Origin of the sequence: Streptomyces sp. NPDC001843 (assembly GCF_042891955.1) — a bacterium.
GTDB lineage: Bacteria > Actinomycetota > Actinomycetes > Streptomycetales > Streptomycetaceae > Streptomyces.
Map to the genome: position 1 here is coordinate 274,628 of NZ_JBIATQ010000004.1, position 15,476 is coordinate 290,103.

13 protein-coding genes are annotated in these 15,476 nt (G+C 70.4%); 8 read left to right on the plus strand and 5 right to left on the minus strand.

Annotated elements, in window-relative coordinates; all coding sequences use genetic code 11:
* Window positions 1–31: 31 nt before the first annotated feature.
* The 5 genes from ACFYZQ_RS12690 (at window position 32) to ACFYZQ_RS12710 (ending at window position 5,739) form a co-directional block, all read left to right on the plus strand.
* The gene (locus ACFYZQ_RS12690; protein ID WP_389145442.1) at window positions 32–1,270 is read left to right on the plus strand and encodes an ABC transporter substrate-binding protein; all 1,239 of its coding nucleotides are present in this window, start codon (window positions 32–34) and stop codon (window positions 1,268–1,270) included.
* Window positions 1,271–1,309: 39 nt separating this feature from the next.
* Complete coding sequence (locus tag ACFYZQ_RS12695; protein ID WP_389145445.1) at window positions 1,310–2,023, plus strand: ABC transporter ATP-binding protein; 714 nt, start codon at window positions 1,310–1,312, stop codon at window positions 2,021–2,023.
* A 10-nt stretch (window positions 2,024–2,033) separates the two neighbouring features.
* Complete coding sequence (locus tag ACFYZQ_RS12700) at window positions 2,034–3,377, plus strand: hypothetical protein (protein WP_389145447.1); 1,344 nt, start codon at window positions 2,034–2,036, stop codon at window positions 3,375–3,377.
* 5 nt (window positions 3,378–3,382) lie between these two features.
* A complete protein-coding gene (locus tag ACFYZQ_RS12705) occupies window positions 3,383–4,765 on the plus strand; it encodes an acyl-CoA reductase (RefSeq protein WP_389145450.1) in 1,383 nt (460 codons plus the stop codon).
* Between the two features lie 167 nt (window positions 4,766–4,932).
* A complete protein-coding gene (locus ACFYZQ_RS12710; protein ID WP_389145453.1) occupies window positions 4,933–5,739 on the plus strand; it encodes an alpha/beta hydrolase in 807 nt (268 codons plus the stop codon).
* A gap of 13 nt (window positions 5,740–5,752) precedes the next feature.
* On the opposite strand, the gene ACFYZQ_RS12715 is transcribed toward ACFYZQ_RS12710, so the two are convergent.
* From ACFYZQ_RS12715 to ACFYZQ_RS12730, 4 genes are all read right to left on the minus strand, one after another.
* Window positions 5,753–8,494, minus strand: coding sequence for an AAA family ATPase (locus ACFYZQ_RS12715; protein WP_389146224.1), 2,742 nt, complete (start codon window positions 8,492–8,494; stop codon window positions 5,753–5,755).
* A 424-nt stretch (window positions 8,495–8,918) separates the two neighbouring features.
* Window positions 8,919–9,779 carry an alpha/beta fold hydrolase gene (locus tag ACFYZQ_RS12720; RefSeq protein WP_389145455.1) on the minus strand — a complete coding sequence of 287 codons (861 nt, stop codon included), beginning with the start codon at window positions 9,777–9,779 and terminating at the stop codon, window positions 8,919–8,921.
* 166 nt (window positions 9,780–9,945) lie between these two features.
* Window positions 9,946–11,004 carry an alpha/beta fold hydrolase gene (locus ACFYZQ_RS12725; RefSeq protein ID WP_389145458.1) on the minus strand — a complete coding sequence of 353 codons (1,059 nt, stop codon included), beginning with the start codon at window positions 11,002–11,004 and terminating at the stop codon, window positions 9,946–9,948.
* 104 nt (window positions 11,005–11,108) lie between these two features.
* A complete protein-coding gene (locus ACFYZQ_RS12730) occupies window positions 11,109–11,942 on the minus strand; it encodes an oxidoreductase (RefSeq protein ID WP_389145461.1) in 834 nt (277 codons plus the stop codon).
* A gap of 264 nt (window positions 11,943–12,206) precedes the next feature.
* On the opposite strand from ACFYZQ_RS12730, the gene ACFYZQ_RS12735 reads away from it, so the two are divergent.
* Window positions 12,207–12,635, plus strand: a complete 429-nt coding sequence (locus tag ACFYZQ_RS12735; RefSeq protein WP_389145464.1) for an Ohr family peroxiredoxin — start codon at window positions 12,207–12,209, stop codon at window positions 12,633–12,635.
* Window positions 12,636–12,669: 34 nt separating this feature from the next.
* Window positions 12,670–12,867 (plus strand): hypothetical protein, encoded by a 198-nt coding sequence (locus tag ACFYZQ_RS12740; protein WP_389145467.1) that lies wholly within the window; start codon window positions 12,670–12,672, stop codon window positions 12,865–12,867.
* Window positions 12,868–12,954: 87 nt separating this feature from the next.
* On the opposite strand, the gene ACFYZQ_RS12745 is transcribed toward ACFYZQ_RS12740, so the two are convergent.
* On the minus strand, window positions 12,955–13,506 hold the full coding sequence (locus ACFYZQ_RS12745; RefSeq protein ID WP_389145470.1) for a CGNR zinc finger domain-containing protein: 552 nt from the start codon (window positions 13,504–13,506) through the stop codon (window positions 12,955–12,957).
* A 316-nt stretch (window positions 13,507–13,822) separates the two neighbouring features.
* Here ACFYZQ_RS12745 and ACFYZQ_RS12750 point away from each other — a divergent pair, with 316 nt between their 5' ends.
* Entirely contained in the window at window positions 13,823–15,436 is a 1,614-nt protein-coding gene (locus ACFYZQ_RS12750; RefSeq protein ID WP_389145473.1) for a tannase/feruloyl esterase family alpha/beta hydrolase, read from the plus strand.
* Window positions 15,437–15,476: the final 40 nt, after the last annotated feature.

The window sequence follows — 15,476 nt, forward strand, 5'->3', positions numbered from 1 at the left end:
CCCACAGGGCGCGAGCTCCCCCGGAGGAACCATGAACGACTCACGCCGACGCAGATCTGTTGCAGCGAGCTGTCTCGCGGTGACCGGAGCCCTGCTCGCCGCAGGCTGCGGGGGAGAGGCAGCCGGCAGCTCCACCCAGACCTCCGAGCTGAAGGGCAAGCCGGTCAAGGTGATGGTCTGGAACCCGGAGGACACCCAGGGCAGCGCCCAGCCCGGGGTCCGGCTCACCGCCCAGGCCTACGAGAAGTGGATCAATGCCCACGGAGGCATCAAGGGCGGCCCGTTGAAGGTGCTCACCTGCAACGAGAAGAACGACCCCGACGAGGCCGAGAAGTGCGCCCAGCAGGCGGTCGCCGACAAGGTCGTCGCCGTGGTGGGCTCCTACAGCCTCGCGGGCGACCGCTACATGCCCATCCTCCAGAAGGCCGGCATCCCCTACCTCGGCGGTACCGGCGTCTCGGCCGCCGAGTTCTCCAACCCGCTGTCGTTCCCGGTCAACGGCGGTACCCCGGCGGTGTTCGCGGCACACGGGCGGCAGCTGGTGAAGGAGGGCTGCAAGAAGATCTCCGGGGTACGGTACGACCTCGCGGCCGCCGCCATCGTCTCGCAGTTCCTCACCCTGGGCGCGACCTCCGCCGGAGGAGCGCCGCCCAAGGACCTCAAGGTGCCGGTCACCGCCACCGACCTGGCTCCGCAGGTCGCCGCCGCCACCAAGGGCAGCGACTGCGTGAGCGTCATCCTGGGCACGCACTCGGACCTGTTCGTGAAGGCGTACGTGCAGTCCGGCGCCAAGACCAAGCTCGGCAGCGTCGTCGGCAACCTCACCCCCGAGCTGGCCCAGAGCACCGGGGGCAGCGGCGGCCCGCTGGAGGGCGCCGCGATCACCGGCTACTACCCGCCGACCTCGGACGCCGTCTGGAAGACCTTCGTCTCGGCCGCCAAGGGCACCGACATCGACACGAGCAACGGCGCGAACGAAACGACCTGGGTGGCCTTCAAGGTCTTCACCGAGGCGGTCAAGAAGCTGACGAAGGTGTCGTCCAATGCCCTCGTGCACGAACTGAACACCACCTCGGGCATCCCCACCGGCGGTCTCACCCCACCTCTGACCTGGAAGGCGTCGACCGCCCTGCACATCAAGGGGCTCAACCGCATCCACAACACCACCGCCACCGAACTGGCCATCCGTGACGGAAAGATCGTGTGGGCGAAGAAGGGCTCGACCTTCGTCGACGTCCGCAAGGTACTGACGGCCATGTCGGCAGGCTGACCGCCCGGCGTACCGGAGCCCGAGCCAAGGAGAACCTCCGTGCACGACACCGGATCACCTTTGATCGAAGCCCGAGCCCTGTCCGCCGGATACGGCGCCCAACCAGTCGTACGCGACCTCGAACTCCAGGTCCGGCCCGGCGAGGTGGTCGCCCTGCTCGGGCCCAACGGCGCGGGCAAGACCACGACACTCCGGGTGCTCTCGGGCGACCTGGCCCCGATGGCCGGCGAGGTGCGCTGGCTGGGTGACACCGGCCGCGCACCGCTGCACCGCCGCGCCCGCCAGGGCCTCGCGTACGTCGGCGAGCGGGCCGTCTTCACCCGGCTCGACACCGTGGACAACCTCCGCGTCGGCCGAGTGGCGACCCAGCAGGCACTGAACCTCTTCCCCGAACTCGAAAAACGCCTGAAGACCGGCGCGGGCATGCTGTCCGGCGGTGAGCAGCAGATGCTCTCGCTGGCCCGTGCGCTGTGCCGCGCGCCCCGGCTGCTCCTCGCCGACGAACTGTCCCTCGGTCTCGCCCCGATGGTGGTCGACCGTCTCCTGCACGCGGTGCGCGAGGCGGCCGACCGCGGCCTGGGCGCGCTGCTGGTCGAACAGCATGTGCGCAAGGTGCTGGACATCGCGGACCGCGTGTACGTCCTGCACCGCGGCCGCGTCACCATGACCGGCACCCCGAAGGAACTGCGCGGCGATCTGGACGCGATCGAGTCCTCCTACCTCGCCGAGAAGACAACCACCACGACTGATTGAGAGGGGTGCTGTGCCCAGCACACGCGCACAGATCCGATCCCTGGTCCTGAACGGCGACCCGTTCGACCAACCGGCCGAAGAAGTGCGGGAGTTGCAACTCGAGGCCGCACGGGAGGCGTTCGCCGCCCACCGCGAGCGCATCCCGCTGCTGCGAACCCGGGCGGAGGAGACAGGCATACAAGAGGTCACCGCGCTCGACGACCTCGTGCCCCTGCTGTTCTCCCACACCAGCTACAAGTCGTACCCCGTCTCCCTCATCACCGCCGGCCGATGGGACCGGCTCCTGCGCTGGTACACCACCGTGTCCGTGGTGGAACCGGGCGAGGTCGACGTGGACGGCGTACGCGACATCGACGAGTGGACCGAACGCATCACGGCCGCCGGACACCGCCCGTACATCACCAGCGGCACCTCCGGAAAGGTGTCCTTCCTCAACTGCGACGAAAGTGACCTGAGTTTCCTCCGCGACATCCTGGAGAACCTCACCTGCTGGCCCGATCCGCTCCCGCCGAAGCCCACCCGTCGCGCCTACCTGCTCGCGCCGGCGAGCGGTCCGATGCGCTCCATCGACGGCTTCCGATGGCACGCGGAGGTCTTCGCCCGGCCCGGGGAGACCCGGCTGCTCACCGAGGATCCGATGCGGGTCTCCGAGCTGATGAGCAGCGCGCTGCTGCGTCGCCGCATGGCGGAGGGCACCGCGACCCCCCAGGAGATCAGCTCCTTCGAGACGGCTTCCGAGGCGCGCGAGGAGGAGCTGAGCGCGGCCGTCGCCCGTATCGTCGACGACATCGCCGCCCACCGCGACGAGCCACTGCTGATCGCCGGCATGAACAACCAGCAGTTCACACTGATCCAGGCCCTGCGAGCCCGTGGCGTGCCCGACGGGAGTCTGCACCCGGACACACTCGTGCTCAGCGGCGGCGGCAACAAGGGCCGCGCGCTGCCCGACGACTACCAGGCGCAACTCGCCGCCTTCTACGACGGCGTACGGCGCGTCCGCAGCTACGGCATGACGGAGCTCCAGGGCTCCTGCCTCGCCTGCGAGAAAGGCAACTACCACGTACCGCCGTGGGTGATACCCCTCGTCCTCGACGAGCCGGGCGAGACCCTTCTGAACACGGAACACGGCGTCGTGGAGGGCCGGTTCGCCTTCCTGGACGTCTCACTCTCCGGGCGCTGGGGCGGGCTGATCAGCGGCGACCTGGTCTTGGTGGACTTCTCGCCTTGCGACTGCGGCAGAGCGGGACCGGCGGTCCTGCCGGACATCCGGCGCTACGGAGACCTCGGTGGCGACGACAAGATCACCTGCGCCGCGACACTCGACTCCTATGTGCGGGGGATGATCCACGGATGACGCCCATGACAGCGGCAGTGAGCCCGGTGGCCGTCGCCCACGTGGTCCGCGGCGAGGTCGAGGCGGCCCCGCACACCACGCACGGCCGAGCGGGCGCCGCCTTCACCGCGCCGGCGCTCGACCTGGACCGCCTGGTGTGGCCCCGCACCGAACCCGGCCCCGCCTTCGACGTGCCGGTCGCGGAGATCGTCGACCTGCTGGAGGAGACCGGCGAGGCCCTCAGAACGGACCGCGAGGGCCTGCTCGCCGAGGCCCTGGACCGTATGGTGCGGGTCAGCCCGCTCCCCGCGGAGGTGCTGGAACGCGCCTACGCCGTGCTGTGGCGCAGCTTCCAGCGGGCCGGCCTGTACGCGCAGATCGACCACGAACTCGGAGGCGCGGACGTGCTCGACGGCTGGCGCGAGGTGCGGCTGCCCGAGGGCCGCACCGCCGCCACCCGTGCGTTCCCGCCCCGCCTGGTGCACATCATCGCCGGCAACGCCCCCGGCGTCGCCGCGATGTCCGTCGTACGCGGTGCCCTCACCAAGGGAGTCAACCTGCTGAAGCTGCCTTCCAACGACCTGTTCACGGCGACCGCGATCCTGCGCACCATGGCCGGCGTGGCTCCCGGCCACCCGGTGGTCCGTTCCTTCTCGGCGGTGTACTGGCGGGGCGGCGACGAGACGGTCGAGAGCGTCCTCTTTCGCCCGCAGTTCTTCGACAAGCTGGTCGCCTGGGGCGGCGAGGCCACGATCCGCGGGGCGCTGAGGTACGTCGGTCCGGGATTCGAGCTCGTCTCCTTCGACCCCAAGACCTCCATCTCGCTGATCGGTCGCGAGGCCTTCGACTCGTCGGGGTCGCTGGCCCTGGCGGCCGAAGCCGGCGCCGCGGACGCCACGTTCTTCAACCAGCAGGCGTGCGTGGCCAGTCGCTTCCAGTTCGTCGAGGGTACCGAGGAGGACGCCGACCGCTACGCCGCACTTCTGTGCGAAGGCCTGGGAACCGCCCGGGAGTTCAGCTCGGCCGGCGGCCCGAGGGTCGCCGGCGGGCTGCGCGAGGAGATCGACGTCCTGCGGTCGCTGGCGCCCGAGTACCGGGTGTGGGGCGGCTACGACGGGCGGGGCCTGGTCATCCGCTCTCCGGAACCGGTGGACTTCCACCCCGACGGAAAGATCGTCAACGTCGTCCCGGTAGCACGGCTCTCCGAAGCCGTCAGGCACGCCGGGGTGGCCACCCAGACGGTCGGCGTGTACCCCGACGCCCGCAAGGCGGAGCTGCGTGACGCCCTCGCCTGCGCCGGTGTGCAGCGCGTGGTCTCCCTCGGCAGGGCGGGCGGCATGCCGCCCGGCCTCTCCCACGACGGTTTCTATCCGCTGCAGCGGCTCATGCGCTGGGTGAACGACGAGTGATCCCCGAGGCGTCCCCAAGGTGCCCGGTGTCCCGCTTGCCGGGCCCGGCGGCTGGAACCGTGAAGATTGAGTCATTCGACTGTCGCCCGCGGTCGGCGGCTGAACGATCCTGAGACCGACGCCCGCGTGCCGGTGCCGGGTGGTCGTCGTGCTCGGAGGAAGCAGCCGTGAACCGTACTCCCGTCGTCTTCATCCATGGTGTGTGGCTGCACGCGCTGTCCTGGGAGTCGTGGGCGGAGCGCTTCACGAGCCGGGGGTTCCTCGCGTTCTCCCCCGGCTGGCCGGGGGAGGCCGCCACCGCCGCCCAGGTGCGCGAGTCCCCCGGGTCGCTGGGCGGCGCCGGTCTGGACGTTCTCATGGACCACTACGCCGGGATCGTGCGTGCGTTCGACGTCCCGCCGGTGATCGTCGGCCACTCGGTCGGCGGGCTCATCGCGCAGCATCTCATCGGCGCCGACATCGGCCGGGCGGCGGTGGCCGTCGCGTCCGCCCCGATCAACGACGTCCCGTTGCCCTCCTCGCCGACCCGGCTGTGGGCGCCCGGGCAGGCGGACGCCTCCGACCACCTCGTGCCGCTGTCCCCGCAGCAGTTCCACCACGTCATCGCCAACACCGTCGGGGCGCAGGAGTCGGGCCGGCTCTTCGAGCGCTATGTGGTGCCGGCACCGCGCCGTCTGCTCGCCGACCTCGGATGCGGCGGGGCACAGCGCAGCCCGCGTGCCGTGGCGGACATCGGCAACACGCGCCGTGGACCGCTGCTGTTGATCTCCGGGCAGGAAGACCGGCTGGTACCCGACTCCGCCACCCGCGAGGTGTACAAGCAGTACGGCGACTCCACGGCCGTCACCGATCTCAAGCAGTTCGCGGATCGCGCCCATTCACTGGTCGTCGACGGCGGATGGCGGTCCGTCGCCGACTACGTGCTCGGCTGGCTGGACGAACACGGCATCCGTGGCCTGCCCGATGAGGGCTGATCGCACATGGGGCTCACACGTTCTGCTCGCCCGGGATCCTGCCCAGCGCGTCGCGCAGGGCGGCGCGGGAGGTGATGCCGAGTTTGGGAAAGACCCGGTACAGGTGTGAGCTGACCGTGCGGGGTGAGAGATGCATCTGTGCGCCGATCTCCTTGTTGGTCAGGCCGCCGGCGGCCAGATCGGCGATCCGGCGTTCCTGCCACGTGAGCGCCGCCAGGGGCGCGGAAGCAGCCATGGTGGACGCGCCGGTCGCGCGCAGTTCGGCGCGGGCCCGTTCGGTCCACGTCGGGGCGCCGAGCCGCTCGAACGCCTCTGTGGCCCGGACGAGGTACGGCCGTGCCGCCTTCCGGCCCTGGGTGTGCCGGAGGTGGATGCCGTGGGCGAGGTGGACGCGGGCGAGTTCGAAGGGGAAGCGGGTGGCGGTGGGGTGGGTCTCGGCGCGGTGGTACATGTGGCCGGCTTCGGCGGGGTCGGTGGCGGTCATGGCGAGGGCGCCGTAGGTGATGAGGGCGAGGCGGGGGGAGACGTCGGGGAGGCCGGCGTCCTGCGCGGCCAGGGCGTGTTGCCGGGCTTGTCGGGTGCGCCCGGTGTGGAGGGCCGCTTCGACGAGGTCGAGGAGGGTGCGGGAGGCCTGGTGGGCGTAGGGGTGGAAGGTGCCGGGGGATGTGATGCCGATGGCGTGGAGGTAGGCGGCTTCGTAGTCCCCTTCGGCGAGGGCGGCGGTGGTGCCGGTGGCGTCGGCGATCTGGGTGAGGAAACCGACACCGCGGGGGCGGGCCCAGGCGTCGACGGCGGCCTGGAGGTCCCGTGCGCGTTCGACCTGGCCGCGCAGTGCGGCCAGCAGGCCCAGATACGCCCGGGTGTGATGGGCGAACAGCGCATGCCCATGGGACGTGGTCAGCTCCAGGCACCGCTGTCCGGTCCGTTCGGCCTCCTCCCACTCACCGACCGCGATCTGGTCGAGCATGATCTGGTGCAGCATGGTCATGCCGACCGAGACGGCTCCCGTCTCCACCTCGCGGTCGACGAGTCGCTGGAGATGCGGCCGGTACTGACTGAGGGTGTCCACGTGATAGGCGGCGGCGCCCAGGCGTGTGACGTCCCACGGTTCGAGGTCGGGGAGGCGGACGAAGGCGCGTTCCACCCTCTCCCGCACACCGGCGCCACGACGCACCACGTCGCCCCACGCGTCCTCGTAGACGCGCGACCGCGGGTCCACCAAGTCGCCCAGCGAGCCGAGGAGTTCATGCGTCCACTGCCACGCGGCCGCGTCACTCGCATACTGGCTGATGGCCAGCAGCAGGTTGACCAGCCGGGTGAGCACCTCGTTCGGCTCTTCCACACCGCTGTCACGGATGCTCTCGATCGCCGCCAGGACCTGGCGATGCGAGGACCGCACGTCCCCGTCCTCGTACAGCGCGACATAGGCCGATGCCACCACCGAGGCCGGAGACCCGCTCCAGCCGGACGCGCTGTCGGAGTGCACCAACTGCTGGGCCCTGTCCAGGAGGCCGGCGTGACCGGCGATGAACGCGGCGTCGCCCAGCCTGCGAGAGCGTTCCTCGCGGCTCTCGCTCAGCTCGGCGGCCCGGGTCAGCCAGGCCACGGCAGCCTGCGATCCGCCCCGTCGGGTGGCGGAGTCCGCCGCCGCCTCCAGCGAGGCCGCGACCTCCTCGTCCGGGTCGATCGTCGAGGCCGCCAGGTGCAAGGCCCGCCGTTCCACGTCGTCGCGGTGCACGTGGGCGAGGGCGGCGTGGGCCGCGCGCCGCTCGTTGGGAGTCGCCCTCTGAACGACCGTCGAGCGCACCAACGGGTGGCGGAAGGCGAAGTCGCCGCTGAGCGGGTCGATGTCCAGCAGGCCGCAGGCCGCGGCCTCATCGGCGTCCAGCATGCGATAGCGCGTGCCCCGTGCGCGACCGGCGGCCGTGCCCGCTCCGGCACCGTCCAGGGCGCCGCGCAGCAGCTCCGCGCGCACGGCGTCGCCGAGGGCGTCCACCCGCGCGCCGTACACCTGCTGCAGGCGCAGAGGCAGCGGGACGCCGGTGTACCCGAACGGTTCCGAGTCGCGCCCCGCCCGGCTGCCGCGCACGTAGGGAGGCAGTTCCAACAGGGCCAGCGGGTTGCCCTGGGCCTCGTCCAGCACCAGCCGGCGAACCCGGGGATCGAGCCCGGGGTGGTGCCTGTCCAGGAGTTGTTCCGAGGCCTTCTCCGACAGCGTTGTCACGGGCAGCTCCGGCAGCGCGGCCGTGTCGAAGCCCGAGGCCACGCCGGAGCGCAGCCCGACCACGAGCTTCACCGAGCTGCCGGTGAGCCGGCGCCCCACGAACCCGCACACCGCGGTGCTGGAGGTGTCGAGCCACTGGCCGTCGTCGAGGACCAGCAGGAGGGGTTGCCGCGAAGCCGCCAAGGAGAGCAGGTCGAGGACGGCGATGCCGAGCGTCATGACCGAGGGGGGTGTGCCCTCACCCCTGCCGAAGACGACGTCGAAGACGCCCCGATGGGTGTCGTCCAGCCGGTCGATGGAGGAGAGCAGCGGATACAGGAACTGGTGCAGACCGGCGAACGGCAGCTCCGACTCGGCCTCCACCCCGGCCGCCCTGATCACACTGTGCTCCTCGGCCGTCGCGAGTTCGGCGACGTGGTCCAGCAGCGCGCTCTTGCCCACACCTGTGTCGCCCCGCAGAACGAGGGCCCGGCCCCCTGAGGCCCCCACGAACGCCGACAGCACCTCCTGCTCACTCTCGCGGCCGACCATGGTCACGGCGATCGACTCCACCGTCCCCCAACTCCCTTCGCCCCGGACCAACTCGGCCCGGACACCCCGCCTTCCGCGCGTACGGTTCGCGCCGGACACAGTGGTGAGGGTACGTCGCGCCTTCTCACGTCCGCCGCGGGTTCTCGGAGACAACCGCTGACCGCCGTGACCGACCAGCATGACGACCTCCCTGGCCGGGCGATGTGTGCCGCGCGGGCGGAGTCCGTCTCTAGCAGGCCGCGCAAGCTCGGATTCAGTTGCCCCCGGCGGGCCCTGAGGAAGGCAGCAAGTGAACGGGGGCCGGAGCGCGAGGTCATGGAGTTCTTTCTCATGCGAACGGCACACCTGCGAGGCGTGCCGTTGAGGTGTGCGGGTCGTCCGAGGACGGCGGGGCCTCGAGCCCCGCCGCCCTTCGAGGGGGAGGTCAGCGGACGGTGGCGTGGGCGGCCTGCTCGATCACGTCGGCCACCAGGTGGGGGTGGGAGACGGCGACGGAGTGGGAGGCGGCGACCTCGGTGGTGTGCGCGTGGGCGCGCTTGGCCATGAAGCGCTGGACGGCCGCCGGGATGTTGAGGTCGCGGGTGGTGACGATGTCCCAGCTCGGCTTGGTCTTCCAGGCCGCGGTGGTGGCCTTCTCCTCCAGGGCGGCCTGGGCGATGGGACGCTGTTCTGCGGCCATGAGGGCGGCCTGATCGGCCGGGACGTCGGCGGCGAACTGGTGGCGGAACTTGTCCTGCCGGATGTACAGGTCGGTGGCCGTGGATCCGTCGGCCTGCTGGTAGGTGACCGGGTCGAGAGCGTCGGGGAGGGTGGAGCCCGGGTACTTGCCGGTGAGCTCCAAGGCGGTCTCGCCGGGGGCGGGCAGGAAGGCGGCGACGTAGACCAGGGCCTTGACCTCGGGGTCGCTGCCGGCGGCCTCGCTGATGACGTTGCCGCCGTAGGAGTGGCCGACGAGGATCTTGGGGCCCTTGACGTGGTCGAGGACCGTGCGCAGGGCGGCGGCGTCGGAGGCCGGGCCGCGTAGCGGGTTGGCGGCGGCGACGACCGGGTAGCCGTCGGCGCGCAGTTCGGTGATGACTCCGTCCCAGCTCGAGCCGTCGGCGAAGGCGCCGTGCTCCAGGACGATGGTCGGGTTGGGGTGTCTGCCGGCGTCGGTGGCCTCGGCGGTCCTGGTCGCGCCGTCGGCGGTGCCGCTGAGGGCGAACGCACCTAATGCGACACCCGCCGTGACCGCGGAGAAGACACCCGTCAGCAGCCGCTTGCGGCCACGCTTGCTACTCACCACGACAAACCTCTCTCAGGCAATTACTCGGTACACGGGGCGGGTCGACTTTGCCGGTCTTCGTCACCGCCTTGACTGGTGATGACAGTGTCACCGGGGTGTGTCACCTGTCAAGACGGTGACGAATCGGCGGTACTTAGCCTCCGCTATGGGTGATGGTGGGCGTCACTCAGAGGTGGTCGGCGTCGACCACTGCCTGGGCGAAGGCGGTGGGTGCCTCCTGCGGCAGGTTGTGGCCGATGTCCGCGATGGTGCGGTGCTCGTACGGGCCCGTGAAGTGGTCCCGGTAGGTGGAGCCGTCGCCGCCCGGCGTGAAGGGGTCGAGGGCCGCGTCGAGGGTGACCGTGGGAACGCCGATGGAAGGCTGGGCCGCGAGCAGCTTCTCGTAGCGGTCGTAGCGGTGTTCACCCTCGATGAGGCCGATGCGCCAGCGGTAGTTGTAGAGCACGATGGCGGCGTAGTCGGGGTTCTTGAACGACTCGGCGGTCCGCTCGTACGTGGCGTCGTCGAAGTTCCAGCTGGGGGAGACGAGGGTCCACACGTAGCGGCACAGGGCGATGCGTTCCTTTTCGTCCTCCATGGCCTTCTTGCCGCGCTCGGTGGCGAAGTACCACTGGTACCACCAGTTGTGTTCGACGGCCGGGAGGGCCGGCTCGAGCTGTGCACTGCGTTTGGTGATGAGGTAACCACTGGTGGAGACAAGGGCCTTGACGCGCTCGGGCCACAGCGCGGAGATGATGTCGGCGGTGCGCGAGCCCCAGTCGAAGCCCGCGAGGACGGCTTTGTGGATCTTGAGGGCGTCCATCAGGGCGATGATGTCCAGCGCGATGGCGGACTGCTCGGCGGTGCGGGGGGTGCGGCGGGACAGGAAACGGGTGCTGCCGTGACCGCGCAGATGGGGCACGATGACGCGGTAGCCCAGGTCGGCGAGGAGCGGGGCGACGTCGACGTAGCTGTGGATGTCGTACGGCCATCCGTGAAGGCAGATGACGACGGGGCCGTGGGCCGGGCCGATTTCGGCGTAACCCACGTCCAGGAGGCCCGCCTTGACCTGCTTGACGCTACGGAACTCGGTGTGGCTGCCCGGGGTGATGGCGGCGACGGAAGCACCGTCCTGCCGGTGCGCGGCGGTCGCGGCCGACGCGTCGGTCCGCAGGCCGGACAGCGAGACCGCGGCCGCGCCGGTGCCCAGACCGAGGGCCTTGCTGAAGGTACGCCTGTTGATCACGTGAAACCTTTCGTAGTTCGCGTCACCGGTCGAGCCGGTGGCGCATGATGGGTGGATTCCGATGAGGACGGGTGAGGCGGTGGGGTTCGTGTCAGTAGCGGTGCCTAGGCCGGGAAGTCGGCGGTGACGCTGACCTCGGCCCACTTCCTCGTCTCCGCGGCGCGCGCCTCACCCGCCTCCAGGGCCATGGCCACGGCCTGGGCGCCGAGGAGGAGCCGGCGCGGCGGATCGTCGTGGTGGGCGACGTCGATGAGGACCTTGGCCGCGCGGACCGGGTCACCGGGCTGCGAACCGTTGTTCTCCGCCCGGTACTTGTTCATGGCGCCGACGGTCTCCTCGTAGTCGGCGCCCACGGCGTGCAGCTCCATCGACGAGCCCTGCCAGTCCGTCCGGAAGGCACCCGGCTCGACGATGACGACCCTGATGCCGAAGGGGGCGACCTCGTTGGCCAGCACCTCGGAGAAGCCCTCCACGGCGAACTTCGCGCTCTGGTAGGCGCCCATGCCCGGTGTGCCGCCCACCCGTCCGCCGAGCGAGGAGAACTGCAGGAACGTCCCCGAGCGCTGCGCGCGCAGTGTCGGAAGGGCGGCCCGGCTCACGTTGACGACACCGAAGAAGTTCGCCTCGAACTGGGCGCGGAAGTCGTCCTCCGCCATCTCCTCGATCGGGGCGCTGTTGGCGTACCCGGCGTTGTTCACGACCACGTCCAGCCGGCCGAAGGCGTCGACGGCCGTCTGCACCGAGTCCCGGGCCGCCACGGTGTCGGTCACGTCCAGGGGGACCGTCCGCACCTGGTCACCGTAGCGGGAGACCAGGTCCGTGAGCTGTTCCGGACGACGCGCGGTCGCCACGAGCCGGTCGCCGGCCGCCAGAACCGCTTCCGCCAAGGCGCGCCCGAAACCCCGGGACGCGCCGGTGATCAACCATGTGCTGGTCATGTGTGCCCTCTGCTCTTGCCGGAACGGATGCAACGGAGATTCCCCAGTCTTGTCGCGCACCCCGCGACGGACGACCGTCGTTTGACTGCCGTTCTTTCCTGTCCGGGGTTGCGTCGCCATCCGTCGGCGTAAGTCACCCGTCACCGTCTTGACTGGTGACGATGTCGGCTGCCATGATTCCATCACCGCTTCAACCGGTGACGCGATGTGTGTCCTGGTCGGCAGGTGACCGAAGTCCTTCGATCCAGATGGGGAGAACCAGTCATGGCAGTCGCCTACACCGCCGTCGTCGAGGTCAACGGAGAAGGCCGCAACGGCGGCCATGTCCGTTCTTCCGACGGTCTGCTGGAGACCGGCCTCGCCCTTCCCGAGGAGCTGGGCGGCGCCGGTACCGCGACCAACCCCGAGCAGCTTCTGGCCGCGGGCTGGGCCGCCTGCTTCCTCGGCGCACTCCGCCGCGCCGCCACCTCTCGCAAGATCCGGCTCACCAGCACCGCCATCACCGCCGAGATCACCCTGACCCACGGCAACGACGGCGAGTTCTCCCTCTCCGCCGTTCTCAACCCCGTACTCGGCGGTGTCGACCACGCCACCGCCGAGGAACTCGCGCACGCCGCCCACCGGATCTGCCCGTACTCCAAGGCCATGCGTGACAACGTCCCGGTCGCCGTCAACGCCGGCGTCGCCGCCTGATCAGCCCCTCCCCGACCGAAGAGCGAGGCAGGACATGGCTTTCATGACGCACGCGCACGTATGGATCGCCAGGCATCGCCGTCCGGAAGCCGATCGTGTCTCGCGCGAGCGGCTGTCCCAGGGCGCGGCAAGCCCCGAGGACCGTGGCGGGCCGACGGACACGCAGGTGTGGAACTGGGCGGAGAGTGCGCCGCTGTCGGGGTACGGGCCGGCGGCCTCGAGCTTCTTCTGACCGGCAGGCCGACGGGGCGGTGGTGGCGGAGGAGGATCGACCGGAGCCGCTCACCGCACGGCATGGTGCCGGTGGGTCAGTGCGCGCTCACGCGGGCGAGGTCCTCTTGCGGGCGCGGTAGGCGGCGGCCTTGATCTTGTTGCCGCAGGACTCCATGCCGCACCACTGGCGCCGCATGCCCCGGGAACGGTCGATGTAGACCCGGGTGCACTCGGGGTTGCCGCACTCCTTCATCAGTGGAACGTCCGGCCCGCTGAGCAGTTCGACGGCCTGCCGGGCGACGGTGGCCAGGGCCTGCTCGGGGGTCGCGTCGGTGTGCCGGCCCGTCAGGGTGAGCTGCGGTGTCACGGGGGTCTTGCGTGCGGCGGCGTTGACCACGCCGAGCGCCTCCCGGTCGAGCGCTTCGCCGAGGCGGCGGTTCGTGACCAGCCGGTAGACGGCCTCGCGCAGGGTGGTCGCCGCGCGGACGTCGTCCTCCTCGCCGGGAGTGATCGTGTCCACCAGACCGGACTCCAGGTACCAGGCATTCAGCCGCTCCGGCGTCACGAACATCTCGAACCGGGTCGAGCGTCGAGCTCGGAGCGTGGCCGCGAAGTCGAGGGCCGGGTGCCCGCAGACGAATACATGGTCAAGGTTCACGTCACCATACTGACAGGTGACTCCTGTCGGGGGCAAGACGTCGAATGACCTAACACGTGCGCGCCGGAGCCCGGCCGCGGCCCGGGGACGCGCACCGTCAACTGACTGTCGCCCGAGTGTGCCGCGGGCAGTCAGGGTGGGGACCGGGCCGAGGGCATGCGGTCCGCTCGGCGTCCGTATGCATGTGAACGCGGTAAACCCCCGATCCACCCTCTGGGCCGATCCACACTCTGGGCGCTGCCCACTGTCTCGTACATGTGCGGTGCACATGTGGCACAGCAACTGAGCGAACACCTGATTCCTTGAAGGGAAAGCAATGAGACGACTTCTGGCTGTTCTCGCGGCCGGTGTGCCGCTGGCCGCGGCGGTGTACCTGCCGACCGCGTCGGCCGAACCCCGGACCCACGCCTCCGCATCGCTCAACTGCGACACGGTGTCGGTGAAGGCCCCGACCGGCGCCGAGGTGGAGTCCGTGACGGCGATCCGCCAGGCGGGCGGCACCATTCACGGCACCGGGATCCTGGGCGGCACGGTCACCGACGTCCCGTCCTACTGCGAGGTGACGGTCACCCTCGCTCACCCGGGCGACGGCGACCATGTCAAGGTGCGGACCTGGCTGCCCGACAGCCGCTGGAACGGCCGCTTCCAGGCGCTCGGCGGCGCCGCCTACGGCGCCGGGGACAACGGTGTCGGTCTGGGCACCGCGGTCAAGAACGGCTATGCGGCGACCACCACGGACGCCGGCCTCGGTGACGTCCTCGACACGCGCTGGGCGCTGGACAGCGAGGGCCGGGTCAACACCGCCCTGCTGGCGAACCTCGCCTCCCGCTCCCAGCACGAGGCGGCCGTCGTCGGCAAGCAGGTCGTCGCCTCGGCCTACGCCAAGCGCGCCGCCCACTCCTACTTCACCGGCTGTTCCACCGGCGGGCGCCAGGGCTATGCGGAGGCTCAGCGCCACCCCGACGACTACGACGGCATCCTCGCCGACGCGCCTGCGATCAACTGGGCCGAGTACGAGCCCGCCACGCTGTGGCCGCAGGTGGTCATGAACAACGAGAAGACCTACCCGACCGGTTGTGAGCTGGACGCCTTCACGCACGCCGCCGTCAAGGCCTGCGACTCGCACGACGGTGTCAAGGACGGCCTGGTCAACGACGCCTCCCGCTGCCACTTCGACCCGCGCCGACTGATCGGCACCAAGGTGGTGTGCGACGGCAAGGAGCTGACCATCACCCCGGCCGACGCCGCCGTGGTGCGCAAGATCTGGGACGGTCCGCGCACCGCCTCCGGCAGGAAACTGTGGTCCGGCGTCCCGGTCGGGGCCGATCTCAAGGGGCTGGCGGGGACCGAGGTGGCTCCCGACGGCACCGTCAAGGGGAAGCCTTTCCCGGTACCCGCCCTCTGGGTACAGCTCTGGCTGAAGAAGGACCCGTCCTTCGACGTCTCGACGATCACCTACAGTCAGTTCACTCAGCTGTTCAAGCAGTCCAAGGCCGAGTACGACAAGGTCATCGGCACCGGCGACCCGGACCTGTCCGCCTTCCGCAAGTCCGGCGGCAAGCTCCTGACCTGGCACGGCCAGGCAGACGAGTTCATCCCCACGCAAGGCACGGTTCAGTACCGCGAGCAGGTCGAGCGGAAGCTGGGCAGCGCCAAGAAGGTCGACGACTTCTACCGCCTCTTCCTCGCCCCGGGCACCAACCACTGCGGCCTCAACGGCACTGACGGTTCGGCCGACGGCCTCGCTGCCCTGACCGCCTGGGTCGAGCACGGCAAGGCGCCCAGGACGCTGCCCGCCACGCTGATCAACGCCGACGGCCGGCAGGTCACCCGCAACCTGTGCGGCTACCCGCAGGTGTCCCGCTACAAGGGCCACGGCGACCCGGCCGTCGCCTCCAGCTTCCGCTGCCTCTCCACGTCCCGGCACTGACCTGGTTCGACGCGAACGCCCGTCACCGTCTCAGAAAAGA

Excerpts from the sequence above, each read along its gene's own strand:
- ACFYZQ_RS12690 (WP_389145442.1), top strand. The coding sequence starts at position 32 with ATGAACGACTCACGCCGACGCAGATCTGTTGCAGCGAGCTGTCTCGCG.
- ACFYZQ_RS12705 (WP_389145450.1), top strand. The coding sequence starts at position 3,383 with ATGACAGCGGCAGTGAGCCCGGTGGCCGTCGCCCACGTGGTCCGCGGC.
- ACFYZQ_RS12715 (WP_389146224.1), bottom strand. The coding sequence starts at position 8,494 with ATGGTCGGCCGCGAGAGTGAGCAGGAGGTGCTGTCGGCGTTCGTGGGG.
- ACFYZQ_RS12730 (WP_389145461.1), bottom strand. The coding sequence starts at position 11,942 with ATGACCAGCACATGGTTGATCACCGGCGCGTCCCGGGGTTTCGGGCGC.
- ACFYZQ_RS12735 (WP_389145464.1), top strand. The coding sequence starts at position 12,207 with ATGGCAGTCGCCTACACCGCCGTCGTCGAGGTCAACGGAGAAGGCCGC.
- ACFYZQ_RS12740 (WP_389145467.1), top strand. The coding sequence starts at position 12,670 with ATGGCTTTCATGACGCACGCGCACGTATGGATCGCCAGGCATCGCCGT.
- ACFYZQ_RS12750 (WP_389145473.1), top strand. The coding sequence starts at position 13,823 with ATGAGACGACTTCTGGCTGTTCTCGCGGCCGGTGTGCCGCTGGCCGCG.